The following is a 19,522-nucleotide window of genomic DNA, read 5'->3' on the forward strand; positions in this document are numbered from 1 at the left end:
CCCTTGACCGCCACCATCCTGGACGACGGCCGCCGCCGCCTCGTTGCCGACCGCGTCCTGCTGACGTTGTGGGTGGCGGGCGCGGCGGCCGTGCTGCTCCTCCCCTTCGCCAGCATGGCGCCCAACCGGCTGGTTTCCGGCCAGCCGGTGATGCTGTGGGCGGCGCTGCTGCCGTGGCAGGCGTGGACGGCCGCCGGCCTGGCGGCACTTCTGCTGCTGTCGGCGCTGGCGACGCCGCTGCCGCGGGCGCTGGCGCACGGCCTGACGCTGGCCGCCGCCTGGGGGCTGGCGCTGCTGGTGCTCTACGGCATCGGCACCTACGCCGGCCGGGCGGTGACGCCGGACATGCCGGCGGCGCGGGTGTCGCTGGGCTCGGCCTTCTGGGTGGTGCTGTTCTGCGCCGCGCTCGCCATGCTGGACGCCTTCCAGCGGCTGAAGGCGGGGATGCTGCCGCAGGTGCTCTATGCGGTGGCGACGGTGGGCGCCGTCGCCGGGCTGTTCGCGCTCGATCTTTTCGACGACCTGTCGATCCTGCGCGAATACGCCAACCGCGAGGACGCCTTCGCCGGCGAGTTCCTCACCCACCTGGCGCTGGTGGGGGCGGCGCTCGGGCCGGCTCTGCTGCTGGGGTTGCCGCTCGGGCTGTTGGCGCGGCGGCGGGCGAAGCTGCGCGGCGGGCTGTTCGGCCTGCTGAACTTCTTCCAGACCATTCCGTCCATCGCCCTGTTCGCCCTGCTGGTGGCGCCGCTGTCGGCGCTGGGCGACGCGGTGCCGGTGCTGAAGGCGGTCGGCATCAAGGGCATCGGCGCGGCGCCGGCGGTCATCGCGTTGGTCATGTATTCGCTGCTGCCCATCGTGCGCAACACCTACGCCGGCTTTGCGGGCGTGCCGGCGGCGGCGGTGGAGGCGGCGCGCGGCATGGGCATGACGACCCGCCAGGTGCTGTGGCGGGTGGAGGTGCCGCTGGCGCTGCCGGTCATCCTGTCGGGCCTGCGCATCGTCACGGTGCAGGCCATCGGCCTGACGGTGGTGGCGGCGCTCATCGGGGCCGGCGGGCTCGGCACGTTCATCTTCCAGGGGCTCGGCCAGTACGCCATCGACCTGGTGCTGCTGGGCGCCATTCCCACCATCTTCCTGGCCGTCACCGCCGACTTCTTCCTGCAGATCCTGGTGGCGCTGAGCAAGCCCGAGGGGGCGCGATGATCGAACTACAGGGCCTGACCAAGGTCTACGGCGGCAAGACGGTGGTCGACGACGTGTCGCTGACCGTCGGCCAGGGCGAGTTCTGCGTGCTGATCGGCCCGTCGGGCTGCGGCAAGTCGACCACGCTGAAGATGGTCAACCGGCTGGTGCCGCTGACGTCGGGCCGCATCGTGCTCGACGGCGAGGACGTGACCACCCTGCCGGCGGAACAGCTGCGCCGCCGCATCGGCTACGCCATCCAGTCCATCGGCCTGTTCCCCCACTGGACGGTGGCGGAGAACATCGCCGTGGTGCCGAAGCTGCTGAAGTGGCCGAAGGCGCGCATCGCCGACCGGGTGGAGGAACTGCTGGCGCTGTTCCAGCTCGACGCCGCCGAGTTCCGCGACAAGTACCCGCACCAGCTGTCGGGCGGGCAGGCGCAGCGCGTCGGCGTGGCGCGCGCGCTGGCGGCCGACCCGTCGGTGATGCTCATGGACGAACCCTTCGGCGCCCTCGACCCCATCACCCGCGACGTTCTCCAGGCCGAACTGGCCCGCGTCCACCGCGAGACGGGCAAGACCATCATCTTCGTCACCCACGACATGGACGAGGCGCTGAAGCTCGCCACCCGCATCGCCATCCTGAACGAGGGGCGGCTCGTGCAGTACGACCGCCCCATCGAGCTGATGTTCGAGCCAGCGGACGACTTCGTGCGCGATTTCCTCGGCAAGGCGGACCTCGGCCTCAAGCTGCTGACGCGGCGCTGGGTGCACCAGTACGTCGCCCCCGCCCCCTGGGCCGACCGCAAGGCCTCCATGGGCGAGCTGCGCGACATCGTCGCCAGCCACGGCCACGTCTGGCTGGTGGACGGCGAGGGGCGGCCGGAAGGGTTGTTCGGGGCGCGCCTGTGGCGGGCCGACGGCGATCCGCTCGGCGAGCTGTCGCGCGTCCACCCCGACTGGATGGCGACCCCGGACATGAGCATGAAGGAGGCCCTGTCGCGCATGGTGTGGCGGCGCATCCTGGCACTGCCGGTGGTGGACGAACAGGGCCGGCTGTCGGGCGAGGTGACCATGGCCGGCGTCATGGGCCGGCAATCGGAAGGGCAGGCGGCATGACCCAGGCCGCCGCCTTCGCTCCGCTCCGCCGCGGCGGCGGCCGCGGCGTGCTGCTCGTCGTGCTGACGGCGGTGCTGGTCGGGCTCGTGCTGTTCATGGAGGAGCTGGAGCCGCTATTTCGCGCCTGGTTCCCCGACCTCGACAACCCCCTTTACCGGCGCGAGACCTTCCTGCGGCTGACGCTCGACCACATCGTGTTGGTGCTGGTGTCGTCGGCCATCTCGGTGAGTGTGGGCGTCGCCGCCGGGCTGTTCGTCACCCGCCGGGCGGGGCGCGAGTTCGAGCCCATGGTTTCCGCCATCTCGGCCATCGGCCAGACCTTTCCGCCGGCGGCGGTGCTCGCCATCGTGGTGCCGCTGGCCGGCTTCGGCTTCGTGCCGACCATCGTCGCGCTCACCCTCTACGGCCTGCTGCCGGTGGTGCAGAACACCATCGCCGGCCTCGGCACCGTGCCGCCCGCCACCCTGGAAGCCGCCCGCGGCACCGGCATGAGCCCGCGCCAGATCCTGCTGCGGGTGGAGCTGCCGCTCGCCATGCGGGTCATCATCGCCGGCGTGCGGGTGTCGGTCATCATCAACATAGGCACGGCGACCATCGGCTCGACCGTCGGCGCCCAGAGCCTCGGCACGCCCATCATCGCCGGGCTGGTGGGCGACAACATCGCCTATGTGATCCAGGGCGCGGCGGTGGTCGGCCTGCTCGCCATCGTCACCGACATGGCGTTCGAGCGCCTGGAGCGACGGTTCACGTTCGGGTAGCTTGCCCTCGTCCAGATTTTGGACTAGGTTATCCCCATCGCGGAGGGGCGATGGGCAGGCTGTTCTACTTCGGCAACGTGCGGGGTGTGGTGCACGGTGGTGACCATCTGCCGCCGCACTTCCATGTGGTCGGCCCCGACTTCCAGGGCGTCATCGAAATCGAGACGCTGGCGCTGCTCGCCGGGCATGTTCCCAAGGCCGTACTGCACGAGGTGCTGGACTGGACACGAGACAACCGGGCGGTCATCGTCGCCGAATGGAACCGCTGCAACCGACGCTTCACGATCTGAGGAGGCGCCCATGTTCAAGCCCGGCGAGACCATCCCCCGCTTCGCTGCTGTCGAAGCCGTGGAGCCGGATACCCTCGATATCGTCTGGGACGACGGCCGCTCGCAGCGTGTCAGCCTCGCCGGCTGGATCGCGGCGAACGACCTCGGGCCGGTGTTCGCCGGCGTGCGCCGGTTCGGCGACATCCGGGTCATCGACTATGGCACCGCCATCCAATGGGGCGAGGACGACGAGCTGACCATCGACAACCTCCACGTCCTGATGATCGGCCAGGAACAGCAGGAACTCTCCGCCGGCGACATCGGGAAGTGGCAGGAGAGCATGCACGTGTCCAATCAGGAGGCGGCCGACCTCATCGGCGTTCGCGTCAGCACGTGGCACAACTACAAGTCCGGCGAAACCCGTATCCCGAAGGGGACACAGATCGCCCTGCGCGCCATGCTCAAGGACCCCGTCGTCTTCGAGGCGCACTACCGGCCGAGGCGGGCGGGGCGGCCGGCCAAATCAGGCAGCGGCGTGTCCCGTTAGAGGGAGTGCGCGACGCCCTCGGCGCCCCCACCTCGGGAGAGCATAAGGGCCGCAGGAGTATCCTTCACCATGGAACAAGCCCTCATCGCCGTCGCCGGGGCGCTCGTGCTGGCGTTGCTGGCCGGGGCGCCGTTCTGGCTGGCCGACCGGCGGGCCGAAGCGCAGGGGCTGGCGGCGTGGCTGGCGGGCGTGCAGGGGCGGCCGGAGGAGGAGTTTCCCGCCGCCTTCGGGCGCGCCTTCGATCACCTGTTCGGCAAGAGCCCCGGCCGCCTCGGGTTCATCGTGCGGTCGGTGGTCGTGTCGTTGCTGACGGCGGCGGTGGCGATCAGTCTGGTGATGCTGCTCAACGGGCCGTTCCTGCGCAGCGTGCTCGACGACGAGTATCAGCGCGGCGCCGTGTTCGGCCGGTTCCTGTCGACCGTCATGCTGGTCAACCTGGGCGTCGGCTACATCTGCCTGGTCTATTGCCGCGACGTGGCGGCGCAGATGGCGCGGGGCTGGAGCTGGCGGCGGGTGCCGTGGTTCCTCGCCAAGGACGTGGCGGTGAAGGCCGTGGTGCTGCTGGTCGCCATGCTCTTCGTCTTCACCAGCGTCTCGCCCAACGGCACCGGCTCCGGCCGCATGGACAGCGTGCTGCTGTCGGTGCCGGAGGGCCTGTGGCACGGCCTGCTGTTCGAGAACCTGAGCGCCGTCTACGTCTACAGCGCCTTCGTCAGTTCGCTGTGGCTGTGGGGCTACGTCGGCGCCGCCCTCGTGCTGGCGCGCCTGCGGCCGGTGCGGGCAGTGCTGCCGGTGGGGCGGCGGCCGATGCTGTCCATCGCCGTGCTGCTCGGCGCCGGGGCGGCGGTGGCCTACGGCCTGCTGGTCGGCCTCGCGGCGGCGTCCTGAGCTTCGGCGACCAGGGCCGCCAGCCGTGTCACCAGGCGTTCCGGCGCCACCGGCTTCTGCAATACCGGCGCGTCGCGGCTACGCGGATCGCGGACGTAGCCGGTGGTGAACAGGCGCGGCACGCCCCGCTCCACCAGCAGGTCCGCCGCCGGCCAGATCTCCTGCCCGTTCAGCCGCACGTCGAGCACGGCGGCGTCGAGGTCCGGGGCATCGGCCGCCAGCCATAGGGCTTCACCCAGGGAGCCGGCGGGGCCGACGACGGTGCAGCCGGCCTGCTCCAGCGTCCGCTGGGTGGCGGCGGCGAGCAGGGCGTCGTCCTCCGCCACCAGGATGCGCAACCCCTGCAGGGCCTCGATGTCGGCCTGGCTGGCTTCGGCCGGCGTGGCGGGGCCCTCGGCGGCGGTACTGCGCACGAGGTTGGATGCGGCGATGCGCACGGTGCACACGACGCCGCCGACGCGCCAGTCCTTGGCGCTCTCACCGCGCAACTGACGCGCCGCGCGCTGGATCATTCCCGAGCCGAAGCCGCGCCGTGACGGCGCACCGGGCACCGGCGGGCCGCCGGTCTCCTCCCAGGTGAGCCGCAGGTCGCCGTCTTCGCCCATGTGCCAGGCGACGGCGACGCGCCCGGTGGGACCGGACAGGGCGCCGTGCTTGACGGCATTGGTCGCCAGTTCGTGCAGGATCATGGCGACCGGCTGCACCGCATCGGGGGCGAGCGTCACCGCCGGCCCGTCGAGGGTGGCGCGTTCGGCCGCGGCGTCCAGGTAGGGGGCGAGTTCGTCCTCGGCCAGGCGGCGCAGGTCGCCGCCGGTCCAGCGGGCGGTGGCGAGCAGACCGTGGGCGCGGGCCAGCGCGGCGATGCGGCCCTCGATGGCCTCGCGATAGGCTTCCGGCGAGTCGGCGGGCGTCAGACGCACGACCGCCTGGACCACGGCGAGGGCGTTGCGGGCGCGGTGGTCCACTTCGCGCGCCAGCAGGGCCTGGCGTTCCTCCGCCTCGCGACGGTCGTCGATGTCGAACACCGAGCCGATGTGGCCGAGGAAGCTGCCGTCGGCCCCGAAGCGCGGCACGGCGGCGTCGATGACCCAGCGGTAGGTGCCGTCGGCCCGGCGCAGGCGGTATTCCAGGCGCAGGCCCTCGTGCGCGGCGAGGGCGTCGCGGAAGGCCACCTCCGCCGCCTCGTGATCCGCCGGATGGGTGGCGTCGAGCCAGCCGAAGCCTTCGCCGTCCTCGATGGTCTGGCCGGTGAACTCGTACCAGCGGCGGTTCAAGTAGGTGCACCAGCCGCTGTCGTCGGTGACCCAGATCATCACCGGCGCGGTGTCTGCGAGGCGGCGGAAGCGCTCCTCGCTCTCCATCAGCCGGGCCTCGGCCAGGTGCTCGCGCGTGACGTCGGCCGCCCGGTGGATGATGGCGGCGACCGAGCCGTCGGCGGCCAGCACCGGCGTGTTGAGGGGCTGCCACCAACGCGGCTCGAAGCCGCCGCCGTCGGCGGTCGGCCGGCGGATGTCGTAGCGCAGGGTGGGGAGGGCGTCGGGCTGCCGCGTATCCAGAACGCGCCGGAACGAGGCGTGCAGGGTGCGCACGCCGTCGACGGCGGGATCGCCCGGGTTGTCGGGGAAGACGTCGAACATGGGGCGGCCGACGATGGCGCTGCGCTCGGTCATGGTGGTGCGCAGGTAGGCGTCGTTGACGGCGACGATCTGCAGGTCCGGCGACAGCACCAGGAAGGGCGTCGGCGAGGCCTCGAACAGTGCGCGGAAGTCGGCCGACAGGTCGGCGACGCCGGCCATTTCGCGATAGGCCGCCTCGGCCTCGCGGCGGGCCTGTTCGGCGCGGACGCGGGCGGTGGTCTCGAAGGCGACCGTCATTACGCCGCAGACGTCGCGGCCGTCGTCGGCGATCACCGGGTTGAGGCTGAAGTCGAAGAAGCGGTCCTCCGCCGTCTCCGGCCCCGTCAGCGGCAGTCGCTGGTCGCGCCCTTCCGACGCCCGGCCGGTCGCCAGCACCTCGCCATAGGCCGGGCCGAGGGTCTGCCAGACGTCGGCGAAGACGGTGCCGCCGGGCTCGCCGAAGGCGGCCGGATGGCGCTCGCCCATGAGGCGGCGCCAGGCGTCGTTGTAGAGCACGCGCAGGTCGGGCCCCCAGAACACCGCCACGGGCCACGCCGCGCGCAGCATGACGTCGACCGCAAGGCGCAGGGACGCCGGCCAGTCGTGCAGCGGGCCCAGCGGAGTGTCGGACCAGTCCCGCCGGCGCAGAACGTGCGCCGTCTCTCCGTCGGCGGCGGGCCACGCCGGGGTTTCGTCAAGCGAATGCAAAAGGAAGGTCCAGTCGTCGAGGGGCTGTCCTTCCCATGATCTGTTGGAAGTGTTCTAAAAATCAACCCTGGTGGCACCCACTCCCTCCAACCGTCACCCACTACCTCCATAGAAAACGGGGAGGCCCCGGTGCGGGACCTCCCCGAAGGTGGGCCAGGATTGCGGCCTTGGGAGCTTGGGAGGTTACTCCGCCGCCGCCTTGCCGCCGCGGTCGACGGCGGTGGGACGCAGGCGGTCGGCGGTCTTCTGCAGGGCGTCGAACACCGGCGCGAAGGCCGGGCGCTCGACATGGCGGCCGGAGCCGCGCTCGGCCGTGAGCGTGCCGTCGCGGTACTTGACGACACCGGCCGAGATGGTCACCGCCGGCAGGCCCGTCACCGTCATGCCTTCGAAGATGTTGAAGTCGACGTTCTGGTGATGAGTCTTGGCGGAAATGGTCTTGGTGGCGGCCGGGTCCCACACCACGATGTCGGCGTCGGAGCCGACGGCGATGGTCCCCTTGCGCGGGTGGATGTTGAAGATCTTGGCTGCGTTGGTGCTGGTGACCGCCACGAACTCGTTCATGGTCAGCCGCCCGGCGCCGACGCCGTGATGCCACAGCACCGCCATGCGGTCCTCGACACCGCCGGTGCCGTTGGGGATCTTGGTGAAGTCGTCCTTGCCGGCGGCCTTCTGCGGCGCGCAGAAGCAGCAGTGGTCGGTGGCGGTGGTCTGCAGGTTGCCCGATTGCAGGCCCTTCCACAGCGCTTCCTGGTGTTCCTTGCCGCGGAACGGCGGGCTCATGACGTGGGCCGCCGCGAAGTCGAAATCGGGGTGGCGGTAGACGCTGTCGTCGATGAGCAGGTGGCCCGCCAGCACCTCGCCGAACACGCGCTGGCCGTTGGCGCGGGCGGCGGTGATGGCCTCCAGCGCCTCCTTGCACGAGTTGTGGACGATGTAGAGCGGCGTGCCGAGCACCTGGGCAATGCGGATGGCGCGGTGGGCGGCTTCGCCCTCCACCTCCGGCGGGCGGGACAGCGGGTGCCCCTCCGGCCCGGTGATGCCCATGTCCTTGATCTTCTGCTGCAGGCGGAAGACCAGCTCGCCGTTCTCGGCGTGGACGGTCGGGATGGCGCCCAGTTCCAGCGCGCGGCTGAAGCTGTTCGCCAGGATTTCGTCGTCGGCCATGATGGCGTTCTTGTACGCCATGAAGTGCTTGAAGCTGTTGACGCCGTGCTCATGGACCAGCGTGCCCATGTCGCGGTGGACGGTTTCGTCCCACCACGTCACGGCGACGTGGAAGGAGTAGTCGGCGCAGGCTTTCTCCGACCACTCGCGCCACTGGCGCCAGGCGTCCATCAGCTGCTGCTGCGGCGCCGGGATGACGAAGTCGATGATCATGGTGGTGCCGCCCGCGAGGCCGGCGGCGGTGCCGGTGTAGAAGTCCTCGCTGGCGACGGTGCCCATGAAGGGCAGCTGCATGTGGGTGTGCGGGTCGATGCCGCCCGGCATGACGTAGGCGCCGCCGGCATCCACCACCTCGCAGCCGGCCGGCGCGTCGAGGTCCGGCCCGACGGCGACCACCGTGTCGCCCTCGCACAGCACGTCGGCGCGGGTGGTGGTCTCGGCGGTGACGACGGTGCCGCCCTTGATGAGCAATGCCATGGTCGATCTCCCAGAATCGAAGTCGTATCGGTGGTCGTCGGGTTCGGACGAGCGAACAGAAGGGAGGGGAACCCCCCGCTTACGCGGAGGGCGCCACCTTCGTCTCGGGCGCGGTGCCGCCGGCTTCGGCGGTGCGCTTGCCCCACATCAGGCCGCCGTAGACGGCACCGGCGATGCCGAGGCCGACGAACCAGGCGTAGCCGTAGAGGGTCGTCCAGAAGGCGCCGACACCCTCCACGAGGCCGGCGGCCCCGAGGAAGCCCGGCAGGTTCGGCAGGATGCCGAGCACCAGGGCGATGACGGCGGCCGGGTTCCAGCCGTTGTTGAAGCTGTACTTGCCCTCGCCGCGGAACATGGCGGCGACGTCGGGCTCGGTCTTGCGGATGAGGAAGTAGTCGACGATCAGGATGCCGGCGATGGGGCCGAGCAGGGCCGAATAGCCGACCAGCCAGGTGAAGAGGTAGCTGCCGGCCGTTTCCAGCAGCTTCCACGGGAACATGGCGATGCCGATGCCAGCGGTGATGTAGCCGCCCATCTTGAAGCTGATCTTGCTGGGCGCGAGGTTGGAGAAGCCGTAGGCCGGCGCCACCACGTTGGCGGCCAGGTTGGTGGTCAGGGTCGCGATCATCAGGGCGAACAGCGCGATGACGACGCCGAAGCCGCCCATCTTGCCGGCCAGCGCCACCGGATCCCAGATCGGCTCGCCGAAGATGACGACGGTGGCCGAGGTGACGGCGACGCCGATGAAGGCGAACAGCGCCATGGGCAGCGGCAGGCCGACCATCTGGCCGACCACCTGGTCCTTCTGGCTGCGGGCGAAGCGGGTGAAGTCGGGGATGTTGAGCGCCATGGTCGCCCAGAAGCCCACCATGGCGGTCAGGCCCGGCCAGAACACGGCCCAGAACTGCCCTTCCTTGGCACCGCCGGCGACGAAGGCCGAGGGCGTCGACAGCATCTCGCCGAAGCCGCCGGCGTTGACGTAGGCCCAGGCCAGCAGCGCGAGGCCCATGAGCAGCAGGAACGGCGCGGCGAGGTTCTCCAGCCAGCGGATGGATTCGGTGCCGCGGCCGATGAACCACACGTGCAGCGCCCAGAAGGCGAGGAAGCAGAGCGTCTGCGCGATGTCGATGCCGAGCACCGGCAGCGGGTCACCCTTGAAGACGTCGCCGGTCAGCGCGTTCAGGATGACGTAGATCGCCATGCCGCCGACCCAGGTGTTGATGCCGAACCAGCCGCAGGCGACCAGTCCGCGCATCAGGGCGGGCAGCTTGGCGCCCGTGGTGCCGAAGCTCGACCGCAGCAGCACGGGGAAGGGAATGCCGTGCTTGGTGCCGGCGTGCCCGATGAGCATCATGGGAATGAGCACGATGACGTTGCCGAGCAGCACCGTCAGCACCGCCTGCCACCACGCCATGCCTTCCGACACGAGGCCGGCCGACAGCATGTAGGTCGGCACGCAGACCACCATGCCGACCCACAGGGCGGCGATGGACGACCATTGCCAGGTGCGGGCTTCCGGCGTCGACGGCGCCAGGTCTTCGTTCCACAGGTTCGGATCGGCCCCGGCGAACCGCTCGTGGGATACCCCGAACTCGTCCTTCACTTCGGTGTATTTCTCAACCATCGAAAAGCGCTCCCTGTTTGCGCGGATCCGAGGTGCAGGCCCGTTCTGATTACTGTTCGACGGGTTCCTTGCGCATCGGATTGTTCGGGTGTTGCGTCCAGTTGAGGTACGTCCTCCCGTCGTCCACCCGCTCCATGCTGATGCAGTCCGGCACGGGGCAGGCGAGCATGCACAGGTTGCAGCCGACGCAGTCCTCGTCCACCACCTCGAACTTGCGCAGATCGGCGCCGTCGGTGTGGTAGCGGATGGCCTGGTGGCTGGTGTCCTCGCACGCGATATGGCAAAGCCCGCATTTGATGCACGTGTCCTGGTCGATGCGGGCCTTGATGTCGTAGTTCATGTTGAGCTGGTTCCAGTCGGTGACGTTGCCGACGGCCATGCCGCGGAAGTCCTCGATGGTCCGGTAGCCCTTGCTGTCCATCCAGTTGTTCAGGCCGTCGATCATATCCTCGACGATGCGGAAACCATAGTGCATCGCTGCGGTACAGACCTGCACGCTGCCGCAGCCGAGGGCGATGTACTCGGCGGCGTCGCGCCAGGTGGAAATGCCGCCGATGCCCGACATGGGCAGGCCGTGCGTCGCCGGGTCGCGGGCGATTTCCGCCACCATGTTCAGCGCGATGGGCTTCACCGCCGGACCGCAATAGCCGCCGTGTGTGCCCTTGCCGTCCACCGTCGGGGTCGGCGCCATGATGTCGAGGTCGACCGACACGATGGAGTTGATGGTGTTGATGAGCGACACCCCGTCCGCCCCGCCGCGCTTGGCGGCGCGCGCCGGCTGGCGCACGTCGGTGATGTTGGGGGTCAGCTTCACGAGGCAGGGCATGCGGGAGTGCTGCTTCACCCAGCGGGTGACCATCTCCACGTATTCCGGCACCTGGCCGACGGCGGCGCCCATGCCGCGCTCGCTCATGCCGTGGGGGCAGCCGAAGTTGAGCTCCACCCCGTCGCAGCCGGTGTCTTCCACCAGCGGCAGGATGAACTTCCAGTCGTCCTCGTTGCAGGGAACCATGAGGCTGACCACCATGGCGCGGTCGGGCCACTTGCGCTTGACCTCCTTGATCTCGCGCAGGTTCACCTCGAGCGGGCGGTCGGTGATGAGCTCGATGTTGTTGAGGCCGGCGATGCGGGTGCCGTTGTAGTCGACGGCGCCGTAGCGCGAGCTGACGTTCACCACCGGCGGGTCGATGCCGAGCGTCTTCCACACGACGCCGCCCCAGCCCGCGCGGAAGGCGCGTTCGACGTTGTACTGCTTGTCGGTGGGCGGCGCGGACGCCAGCCAGAAGGGGTTGGGCGACCGGATGCCGGCGATGGTGCAGCGAAGATCCGCCATGTCGTCGTTCTCCTCGATCGGGCCGCGTCAGGCGGGCAGGGGGGCAGGGGCGGCGGCGGACGCATCGGCGGCGGCCGAGGCGCGCAGCCAGGCGTCGATGGCGATGGCGGCGCGCTTGCCGTCCTCGACGCCGGCGACGGTCAGGTCCTGACCGCCGGCCACGCAGTCGCCGCCGGCCCACACGCCGGGCAGCGAGGTGCGGCGGGTCTCGTCGACCTTGATGCGGCCCTTCTCCAGGTCCAGCAGTTCGACGCCGCCTTCGGTGAGCGGGGCTGGAACGAAGGTCTGGCCGATGGCCTTCAGCACCACGTCGCAGGGGATGACGCGGGTTTCGCCGGTTTCCACCAGGCGCCCGGCGGCGTCGGTGGCGGTATAGGCGAACTCGACGCCGGAGACGGTGCCGCCCTCGGCCAGCACGCGCTTGGGCGCCAGCCAGTGCTTCACGGTGACGCCGTTGGTCTGGGCGAACTCCTGCTCCACCCAGGTGGCCGACATCTGCGCCGCGCCGCGGCGGTAGACCAGCGTCACGTCCTCGGCACCGAGCTTCCTGCTCTGCACCGCGGCGTCCACCGCGGTGTTGCCGCCGCCGATGACGACGATGCGGCGGCCGACGGGCAGGGCCGACAGGTCGGCGGCCTGGCGCAGTTCGGCGATGAAGTCCACCGCGTTGCGCACCCCCGGCAGGTCCTCGCCTTCCGCACCCAGCGCGTTGACGCCGGCGAGCCCGAGGCCGAGGAACACGGCGTCGTAGTCGCGCCGCAGGCCCGACAGGGTGACGTCGCGGCCGAGCGCCATGCCGGTCTTCACGGTGATGCCGCCGATGGCGAGGATGTAGTCGACTTCGCGCTGCGCGAAGCCGTCGACGGTCTTGTAGGCGGCGATGCCGTATTCGTTCAGGCCGGCGAGCTTGTCGCGGGCCTCGTAGACGGTGACGTCGTGGCCGAGCATGGCGAGCCGGTGCGCCGCCGACAGGCCGGCGGGGCCGCCGCCGACCACCGCGACCTTGCGCCCGGTCGGCGCGGCGCGGGTGAACAGCTGGGTGCCGGCGGCGAACAGGGTGTCGGTGGCATGGCGCTGCAGGGCGCCGATCTCCACCGGCTTGTGGCCCTCGGCATTGCGGACGCACTTGTCCTCGCAGAGGATCTCCGTCGGGCAGACGCGGGCGCACATGCCGCCCATGATGTTGGCCGACAGGATGTCGTGCGCCGAGCCCTTGAGGTTGCCGGTCGAGATCTTCTTGATGAAGCTCGGGATGTCGATGCCGGTCGGGCAGGCCTTGATGCAGGGCGCATCATAGCAGTAGTAGCAGCGGTTCGCCTCGATGACGGCGTTCTTGCCGTCGAGCGGCGGGTGAGCGTCCGCGAAGTTGGCGGAGAGCTGGTCCGCCGACAGGCGGCCGGGCGTGATGTCTCCCGTGTGGGTCATGGGATCTCCCCGTTCATCGGTTCGTTTTGGGCGTGGGGCCGGGCAGTGGGGGTGCGGGATCAGGCGGGGGCGGTCTCCTTCACCGTTTCGTTGGCCTTCTGCAACATGGCGTGGAGCAGCACTTCGCAGCCGGCGGCGATCCATTCCGGCTTCGCGTCCTCCACCTCGTTGTGGCTGATGCCGTCGATGCAGGGGACGAAGATCATGGCGGTCGGCGCCACGCCGGCCAGGTAGCAGGCGTCGTGGCCGGCGCCCGACACCATGTCGCGGTTGGAAAAGCCGCCTTCGGCGACGCCCTTGCGCACGGCCTCGACGCAGCTCGCCTCGAACTTCACCGGCTTGTAGTAGAAGATCTGCTCCAGCTCGACCTGCAGGCCGATTTCGCCGGCGATGCGGTCGACCTCGGCGCGCAGTTCCTTGTCCATCTCGGCCAGCACGTCGTCGGACGGGTGGCGGAAGTCGACGGTGAAGAAGACGCGGCCGGGGATGACGTTGCGCGAGTTGGGGTAGACGTTCATCATGCCGACCGTCGCGCAGGCCACCGGCGCGTGGGCGAGGCCGATGCGGTTCACCGCGTCCACCACCCGCGCCGCGCCCAGCAGGGCGTCCTTGCGGCGGCTCATGGGGGTCGGGCCGGCGTGGCTCTCGACGCCGGTGAAGGTGAGTTCGTACCAGCGCTGGCCCTGCGCGTCGGTGACGACGCCGATGGTCTTGTCCTCGGCCTCCAGGATCGGGCCCTGCTCGATGTGGGCCTCGAAGTAGGCGCCGACCGGGTGGCTTTTGTACGAGGCGTCGTCGGGACCGGCGTAGCCGATGCGCGCCAGTTCCTCGCCCATGGTCTTGCCGTCCTGGTCCTTGCGCGACAGGCCGTAGTCCACGTCGAACACGCCGGCGAAGACGCCCGAAGCGACCATGGCGGGGGCGAAGCGCGAGCCTTCCTCGTTGGTCCACACGGCCACTTCCACCGGTGCTTCCGTCTCGTAGCCGAGGTCGTTGAGGGTGCGCAGGACCTCGACGCCGGCCAGCACGCCGTAGACGCCGTCGAACCGCCCGCCGGTCGGCTGGCTGTCGAGGTGGGAGCCGGTCATGATCGGGGGCAGGGCGGGGTTGCGGCCCTCGCGGCGGGCGAAGATGTTGCCCATGCGGTCGACGCGGATGGAGCAGCCGGCCTCCTTGCACCACTGCACGAAGAGGTCGCGGCCCTGGCGGTCGAGGTCGGTCAGCGCCAGACGGCACACGCCGCCCTTCTCGGTGGCGCCGATCTTGGCCATTTCCATCAGGCTGTCCCACAGGCGCTGGCCGTTGATCTTCATGTTCTGGAGGGCGGTCATCAGGGTCTCCCCGGTGTCTCGGTGACGGACGGACACGGGCACGCACGCCGCCGAGCGGGCACGGCCCAGGGTTCGCGGCCGAAGGGTCGGCCGCAGGAGCGGGGCGCCGGCGAGGGCCCATGGAAATGGCGGTGCGCTCACGCCCAGCGGTGGCGGGCGCGGAACGCGGGGCACAGGATGCCGGCGCGGGTCATGGTGTGCGGACGCGCCGAGGGGCGACCGTCCTGCCATGCCTATGGATCAGGTGGTATCGGTGGTACTGGCGTTGGTGTGGCGCATATCCGTCTCCCAGTGCGCCGCCCCGGACGGCCCCGGGGTGGTGATGTTGCAGGTGGCAGTTGCTCCGCCTTTCCCGCGACGTTCCTCGCGCTCGCCCCGGCGCCTCCCGAGCTCCGGTGGACACGGCCCTTGTCTTTGTGGTTTTTGAATGCGACAGGGTCCGTTCGCGATAGTTCATGCTATTCATCTCCTGACCGAACGGTCAAGATAGGAAAAGAGCAATTTCGTAGGAAATTTTGCGATGACGGCACCGCAGCGCACCACGGTGAAGACCAGGAAATCCGCCATCCGCCAAGAAAATCAGGCGCATATCCTGCTGGCGGCGGAAAAGGTATTCGCCGAGTACGGATACAAGGGCGCGACGACCGGCCTCATCGCCGAATTGGCGGGCGTGCCGAAGGCCAATGTCCATTATTACTTCGGAACCAAGGAAAAGCTGTACCGCACGGTGCTGGAAGACATCGTCGGTACCTGGTTCGCGGCGGCGGCGGAGTTCGATTCGCTCGACGACCCCGAGGCCGCCATCAGCCACTACGTGCGTCTGAAGCTGCGCCTGTCCAAGGAACGGCCCCTGGGATCGAAGGTTTTCGCCAACGAGATCATCCACGGCGCGCCGCACCTCATCGGCTACCTGCACACCACCTTGCGCAAATGGGCCGACGCCAAGGCGGCGGTGATCGAGCGCTGGATCGAGCAGGGCAAGATCCGCCCGGTGGACCCGCGCCACCTGCTGTTCATGATCTGGGCGACCACCCAGACCTACGCCGACTTCGGCACGCAGGTGACGGCGGTGCTGGGCGTGGAAGACCTGTCCGACGCCGACTACGACCGCGCCGCCGAGACGCTGACGACGGTGATTCTGCGGGGGTTGCTGGCGGAATAGGCCCCGGCGCCTTGGCCGGAGCCGATCCGCTCACCCACGGCGGTCCGGTCGGCGGCCGCCCTGCTCGTGGTCCACGACCGCCGTCACCACTCCGCCAGCACGTCCTCCGGCGCCGGGCGCTCGCGCGGTCCCGGCGGGTTGGCGACGGTGCCGAGGCCGATGAAGCCGACCAGCTCCTCGCTCGCCGCCAGGCCGAAGGCGTCGCGCAGGGCGCGGGTCGTCACCTCGCCGCCGCTGATGAGCATGCCGCCGTAGCCCATGGCCTCGGCGGCGAGCAGGATGTTCTCGCAGGCGGCGCCGACGCTCATGGCCTGTTCCTGCACCGGGATGCTGGCGGCGCGGTCGGGGCGGAAGATCACCACCAGCGTTTCCGGCTCCTTGTGCGCCTTGGCGCGGGCGCGCTCCAGGGCGACGTCGGTCGGCTCCGGCTCCAGTTCGCGCTTGGCGGCGACGAAGGCCTCGGCCAGGCGGTCGCGCGACCCCGGCGCCACCCGCAGGAAGCGCCACGGACGCAGGTCGCCGTGGTCCGGCGCGGTGACGGCGCAGGCGACGAGGGTATGGATCTGCTCCGCCGACGGGCCGGGGGCGGCCAGCCGGCGCGGGGCGACGCTGCGGCGGGACAGGATGAGGTCGAGGACGGGATGCGGCGTCATGGCGGGTCTCCTTGGCTCAGAAGCTGGGCGGGGTGCAGGCGGAGATGACCGTGCACGGCTCCTCCCCCACGTTGCGGAAGCGGTGCGGCAGGCGGCTGTCGAACAGATAGGCGTCGCCGGGGCCGAGCACCCGTTTCTGGTCGCCCACCGTCACCTCCAGCCGGCCGGAGATGATGACGCCGCCTTCCTCCCCCTCGTGGCGCAGCAGGATCTTGCCGCTGTCGGCGCCGGGGGCGTAGCGCTCGTCGATCAGCTGCAGCGCCCGGCCGGTGAGGTCGGTGCCCACCTGGCGGTAGGAGATGCCGCCGCGGCCGATCTCCACCAGTTCGTTGGCGGGGAAGAACACCTTGCGCTCCGTCTCCTCCGGCAGCTCGAAGGAGAAGAACTCCGACAGCCCCATGGGGATGCCGTCGAGCACCCGCTTCAGGCTGCCGACCGACGGGTTGATGCCGTTGCTTTCGATGAGCGAGATGGTGGCGTTGGTCACCCCGGCGCGGCGGGCCAGCTCGCGCTGCGACAGGCCGTGCTGCTGGCGGACGGCGCGCAGGCGGGCGCCGATGTTGAGGCTCATGGTCGGGTGCCCCGTTAAGCGTGTTCACGATCCTGAACACGGTGCACCGCCGCATCATATTTTTCAAGCACTTGAGCCGGCCCAAGAAAACGGCTTGTTAAGCGCCCGGCGCAGTGGGAGCCTGGGAGAAAGCCGGGCGATAGCCGGCGAAAACCCAGGTTCCACGGAGGTCTTCATGCTGGACGCGCCCAACGTCAACGATCTCGGCCCGTTCTGGATGCCCTTTACGGCCAACCGGCAGTTCAAGTCGGCGCCGCGCATGTTCGTCGCCGCCGAGGGCATGCACTACACCACGGCCGAGGGCCGCCAGGTGGTCGACGGCACGGCCGGGCTGTGGTGCGTCAACGCCGGCCACGGCAACCGCAAGATCGTCGAGGCGATCCAGAAGCAGGCCGCCGAGCTGGACTACGCGCCCGCCTTCCAGATGGGCCACCCCAAGGCCTTCGAGCTGGCGAGCCGCCTCGCCACCCTGATGCCGGGCGACCTCGACCACGTGTTCTACACCAACTCGGGGTCGGAAAGCGTCGACACGGCGCTGAAGATCGCGCTGGCCTATCACCGCGCCCGCGGCGAAGCCTCGCGCACCCGGCTCATCGGGCGCGAGCGCGGCTACCACGGCGTCGGCTTCGGCGGCATCTCGGTCGGCGGCATCGTCAACAACCGGCGCTTCTTCGGCTCGCTGCTGGCCGGCGTCGACCACATGCGCCACACCCACCTGCCGGAGCAGAACGCCTTCTCGCGCGGCCAGCCGGAGCACGGCGCGGACCTCGCCGACGACCTGGAGCGCATCGTCGCCCTGCACGGGGCGGAGACCATCGCCGCCTGCATCGTCGAGCCCATGGCCGGCTCCACCGGCGTGCTGATGCCGCCCAAGGGCTACCTGGAGCGTCTGCGCGCCATCTGCGACAAGCACGGCATCCTGCTGATCTTCGACGAGGTCATCACCGGCTTCGGCCGCCTCGGCTCCGGCTTCGCGGTGGAGCATTTCGGCGTCATGCCCGACCTGGTGACCGCCGCCAAGGGCCTGACCAACGGCGCCGTGCCCATGGGCTGCGTGTTCGCCCGCAAGCACATCTACGACGCCTTCATGACCGGCCCCGAAGGCGCCATCGAGCTGTTCCACGGCTACACCTATTCCGGCCATCCGCTGGCCTGCGCCGCCGGCATCGCCTCGCTCGACGTCTACCGCGACGAGGGCCTGTTCGAGCGCTGCGCCGCAATGGCACCCTATTGGGAAGAGGCGGTGCACAGCCTGAAGGGCACCCGCCACGTCATCGACCTGCGCAACATGGGCCTGATCGCCGGCATCGAACTGGAACCGCGCCCCGGCAAGCCGACGGCGCGCGCCTTCGAGGCATTCCTGAAGTGCTACGAGAAGGGCGTGCTGATCCGCACCACCGGCGACATCATCGCCCTGTCGCCGCCGCTCATCATCGAGAAGGAGCACATCGACGTGATCTTCTCGACCATCCGCGACGTGTTGAACGATCTGGACTGAGTTTCAAACCACCAAGGCACAAAGACACCAAGAGGCCGTGCGGGCTGCACCGTCGCAACCCGGCACGGCCCCCTTGGTGACTTGGTGTCTTGGTGGTTCACAAAAAGAACGACAGGGAGTCCAAAATGCTCATCGGCGTTCCGAAGGAAATCAAGAACCACGAGTACCGCGTCGGCCTGACGCCGGCCAGCGTGCGCGAGCTGGTGCACCACGGGCACGAGGTGATCGTGCAGACCAACGCCGGCGGCGCCATCGCGCTCACCGATGCCGACTATCAGGCCGCGGGCGCGCGCATCGTCGACACGCCCGAGGAAATCTTCGCCCGCGCCGAGATGGTGGTGAAGGTGAAGGAGCCGCAGCCGCACGAATGCCGTATGCTGCGCGAGGGCCAGTTGCTGTTCACCTACCTGCACCTCGCGCCGGACCCGGAGCAGGCGAAGCTTCTGAAAGAGTCCGGCTGCGTCGCCGTCGCCTATGAAACCGTCACCGACGCGCGCGGCGGGTTGCCGCTGCTGGCGCCCATGTCGGAAGTGGCCGGGCGCATGTCCATCCAGGCCGGCGCCAAGGCGCTGGAGAAGTCGGCCGGCGGACGCGGCGTGCTGCTCGGCGGCGTGCCGGGCGTGCCGTCGGGCAAGGTGGTGATCCTCGGCGGCGGCGTGGTCGGCACCAATGCCGCCAAGATGGCCATGGGCCTGGAGGCAGAAGTGGTCGTGCTCGACAAGTCGGTCAACCGGCTGAAGGAGCTGGACCTGCTGTTCGGCGGCCGCATGCAGACCATCTACTCCACCCGCGACAGCGTCGAGGACTACGTCTGCCAGGCCGACCTGGTGATCGGTGCGGTGCTGGTGCCGGGCGCCTCGGCGCCGAAACTGGTGGACCGCGCCATGCTGGCGAAGATGCAGAAGGGCGCGGTGGTGGTGGACGTCGCCATCGACCAGGGCGGCTGCTTCGAGACCTCCAAGCCGACCACCCACGCCGAGCCGACCTACATCGTCGACGACGTGGTGCACTACTGCGTCGCCAACATGCCGGGCGGCGTGGCGCGCACCTCGACCTTCGCGCTCAACAACGCCACCCTGCCGTTCGCGCTGGCGCTGGCGGACAAGGGCTGGCGGCAGGCGCTGGCCGACGACGCCCACCTGCTCGACGGCCTGAACGTGGCGCACGGCGAGATCACCCATCCGGCTGTCGCCGA

General features: G+C 69.8%; 17 protein-coding genes. 9 read left to right on the plus strand and 8 right to left on the minus strand.

Annotated features, from left to right (window positions below; genetic code table 11):
- The first annotated feature begins 3 nt into the window (after positions 1–3).
- The 6 genes from CRP50_RS23995 (at position 4) to CRP50_RS24020 (ending at position 4,762) form a co-directional block, all read left to right on the plus strand.
- On the plus strand, positions 4–1,203 hold the full coding sequence (locus tag CRP50_RS23995; RefSeq protein ID WP_245913700.1) for an ABC transporter permease: 1,200 nt from the start codon (positions 4–6) through the stop codon (positions 1,201–1,203).
- Positions 1,200–2,300 (plus strand): ABC transporter ATP-binding protein, encoded by a 1,101-nt coding sequence (locus CRP50_RS24000; RefSeq protein ID WP_097281737.1) that lies wholly within the window; start codon positions 1,200–1,202, stop codon positions 2,298–2,300. The genes CRP50_RS23995 and CRP50_RS24000 overlap by 4 nt, the downstream gene beginning before the upstream one ends.
- Positions 2,297–3,058: an ABC transporter permease gene (locus tag CRP50_RS24005; RefSeq protein ID WP_097281738.1), complete on the plus strand. Its 762-nt coding sequence runs from the start codon at positions 2,297–2,299 to the stop codon at positions 3,056–3,058. The genes CRP50_RS24000 and CRP50_RS24005 overlap by 4 nt, the downstream gene beginning before the upstream one ends.
- 50 nt (positions 3,059–3,108) lie before the next feature.
- On the plus strand, positions 3,109–3,348 hold the full coding sequence (locus CRP50_RS24010) for a DUF4160 domain-containing protein (RefSeq protein ID WP_097281739.1): 240 nt from the start codon (positions 3,109–3,111) through the stop codon (positions 3,346–3,348).
- A gap of 10 nt (positions 3,349–3,358) precedes the next feature.
- Positions 3,359–3,874, plus strand: coding sequence for a helix-turn-helix domain-containing protein (locus CRP50_RS24015; RefSeq protein WP_097281740.1), 516 nt, complete (start codon positions 3,359–3,361; stop codon positions 3,872–3,874).
- Between the two features lie 69 nt (positions 3,875–3,943).
- Complete coding sequence (locus tag CRP50_RS24020) at positions 3,944–4,762, plus strand: hypothetical protein (RefSeq protein ID WP_097281741.1); 819 nt, start codon at positions 3,944–3,946, stop codon at positions 4,760–4,762.
- Here CRP50_RS24020 and CRP50_RS24025 read toward each other — a convergent pair.
- From CRP50_RS24025 to CRP50_RS24050, 6 genes are all read right to left on the minus strand, one after another.
- Positions 4,726–7,086, minus strand: a complete 2,361-nt coding sequence (locus CRP50_RS24025; protein ID WP_097281742.1) for a PAS domain S-box protein — start codon at positions 7,084–7,086, stop codon at positions 4,726–4,728. The two genes, CRP50_RS24020 and CRP50_RS24025, sit on opposite strands and share 37 nt — an antisense overlap.
- A 183-nt stretch (positions 7,087–7,269) precedes the next feature.
- The gene (hydA, locus tag CRP50_RS24030) at positions 7,270–8,730 is read right to left on the minus strand and encodes a dihydropyrimidinase (protein ID WP_097281743.1); all 1,461 of its coding nucleotides are present in this window, start codon (positions 8,728–8,730) and stop codon (positions 7,270–7,272) included.
- A gap of 79 nt (positions 8,731–8,809) precedes the next feature.
- Positions 8,810–10,354, minus strand: coding sequence for an NCS1 family nucleobase:cation symporter-1 (locus CRP50_RS24035; RefSeq protein ID WP_097281744.1), 1,545 nt, complete (start codon positions 10,352–10,354; stop codon positions 8,810–8,812).
- Positions 10,355–10,403: 49 nt separating this feature from the next.
- Complete coding sequence (gene preA / locus CRP50_RS24040; protein ID WP_097281745.1) at positions 10,404–11,687, minus strand: NAD-dependent dihydropyrimidine dehydrogenase subunit PreA; 1,284 nt, start codon at positions 11,685–11,687, stop codon at positions 10,404–10,406.
- Positions 11,688–11,714: 27 nt separating this feature from the next.
- A complete protein-coding gene (locus CRP50_RS24045; protein WP_097281746.1) occupies positions 11,715–13,112 on the minus strand; it encodes an NAD(P)-dependent oxidoreductase in 1,398 nt (465 codons plus the stop codon).
- 59 nt (positions 13,113–13,171) lie between these two features.
- The gene (locus tag CRP50_RS24050; RefSeq protein ID WP_097281747.1) at positions 13,172–14,443 is read right to left on the minus strand and encodes a Zn-dependent hydrolase; all 1,272 of its coding nucleotides are present in this window, start codon (positions 14,441–14,443) and stop codon (positions 13,172–13,174) included.
- A gap of 520 nt (positions 14,444–14,963) precedes the next feature.
- On the opposite strand from CRP50_RS24050, the gene CRP50_RS24055 reads away from it, so the two are divergent.
- Complete coding sequence (locus CRP50_RS24055) at positions 14,964–15,605, plus strand: TetR/AcrR family transcriptional regulator (protein ID WP_097281748.1); 642 nt, start codon at positions 14,964–14,966, stop codon at positions 15,603–15,605.
- An 83-nt stretch (positions 15,606–15,688) separates the two neighbouring features.
- Here CRP50_RS24055 and CRP50_RS24060 read toward each other — a convergent pair whose 3' ends face one another.
- Both CRP50_RS24060 and CRP50_RS24065 read right to left on the minus strand, forming a co-directional pair.
- A complete protein-coding gene (locus CRP50_RS24060; protein ID WP_097281749.1) occupies positions 15,689–16,258 on the minus strand; it encodes a nitroreductase in 570 nt (189 codons plus the stop codon).
- Positions 16,259–16,274: 16 nt separating this feature from the next.
- The gene (locus CRP50_RS24065) at positions 16,275–16,829 is read right to left on the minus strand and encodes a cupin domain-containing protein (protein WP_097281750.1); all 555 of its coding nucleotides are present in this window, start codon (positions 16,827–16,829) and stop codon (positions 16,275–16,277) included.
- Between the two features lie 175 nt (positions 16,830–17,004).
- Between CRP50_RS24065 and CRP50_RS24070 the strand changes: the two genes are divergently transcribed.
- Complete coding sequence (locus CRP50_RS24070; RefSeq protein WP_097281751.1) at positions 17,005–18,327, plus strand: aspartate aminotransferase family protein; 1,323 nt, start codon at positions 17,005–17,007, stop codon at positions 18,325–18,327.
- A gap of 125 nt (positions 18,328–18,452) precedes the next feature.
- Positions 18,453–19,522, plus strand: a 1,070-nt coding sequence (ald, locus tag CRP50_RS24075) for an alanine dehydrogenase (protein WP_097281752.1), incomplete at its 3' end; no start/stop codon positions are given.

The organism is Caenispirillum bisanense (assembly GCF_900230255.1).
Taxonomy (GTDB): Bacteria; Pseudomonadota; Alphaproteobacteria; order Rhodospirillales; family Rhodospirillaceae; genus Caenispirillum; species Caenispirillum bisanense_A.

Excerpts from the sequence above, each read along its gene's own strand:
- CRP50_RS24070 (WP_097281751.1), top strand. The coding sequence starts at position 17,005 with ATGCTGGACGCGCCCAACGTCAACGATCTCGGCCCGTTCTGGATGCCC.
- CRP50_RS24055 (WP_097281748.1), top strand. The coding sequence starts at position 14,964 with ATGACGGCACCGCAGCGCACCACGGTGAAGACCAGGAAATCCGCCATC.
- CRP50_RS24005 (WP_097281738.1), top strand. The coding sequence starts at position 2,297 with ATGACCCAGGCCGCCGCCTTCGCTCCGCTCCGCCGCGGCGGCGGCCGC.
- preA (WP_097281745.1), bottom strand. The coding sequence starts at position 11,687 with ATGGCGGATCTTCGCTGCACCATCGCCGGCATCCGGTCGCCCAACCCC.
- CRP50_RS24045 (WP_097281746.1), bottom strand. The coding sequence starts at position 13,112 with ATGACCCACACGGGAGACATCACGCCCGGCCGCCTGTCGGCGGACCAG.
- CRP50_RS24050 (WP_097281747.1), bottom strand. The coding sequence starts at position 14,443 with ATGACCGCCCTCCAGAACATGAAGATCAACGGCCAGCGCCTGTGGGAC.
- CRP50_RS24035 (WP_097281744.1), bottom strand. The coding sequence starts at position 10,354 with ATGGTTGAGAAATACACCGAAGTGAAGGACGAGTTCGGGGTATCCCAC.
- CRP50_RS24015 (WP_097281740.1), top strand. The coding sequence starts at position 3,359 with ATGTTCAAGCCCGGCGAGACCATCCCCCGCTTCGCTGCTGTCGAAGCC.
- CRP50_RS24010 (WP_097281739.1), top strand. The coding sequence starts at position 3,109 with ATGGGCAGGCTGTTCTACTTCGGCAACGTGCGGGGTGTGGTGCACGGT.
- CRP50_RS24000 (WP_097281737.1), top strand. The coding sequence starts at position 1,200 with ATGATCGAACTACAGGGCCTGACCAAGGTCTACGGCGGCAAGACGGTG.
- CRP50_RS24060 (WP_097281749.1), bottom strand. The coding sequence starts at position 16,258 with ATGACGCCGCATCCCGTCCTCGACCTCATCCTGTCCCGCCGCAGCGTC.
- hydA (WP_097281743.1), bottom strand. The coding sequence starts at position 8,730 with ATGGCATTGCTCATCAAGGGCGGCACCGTCGTCACCGCCGAGACCACC.
- CRP50_RS24065 (WP_097281750.1), bottom strand. The coding sequence starts at position 16,829 with ATGAGCCTCAACATCGGCGCCCGCCTGCGCGCCGTCCGCCAGCAGCAC.
- CRP50_RS24020 (WP_097281741.1), top strand. The coding sequence starts at position 3,944 with ATGGAACAAGCCCTCATCGCCGTCGCCGGGGCGCTCGTGCTGGCGTTG.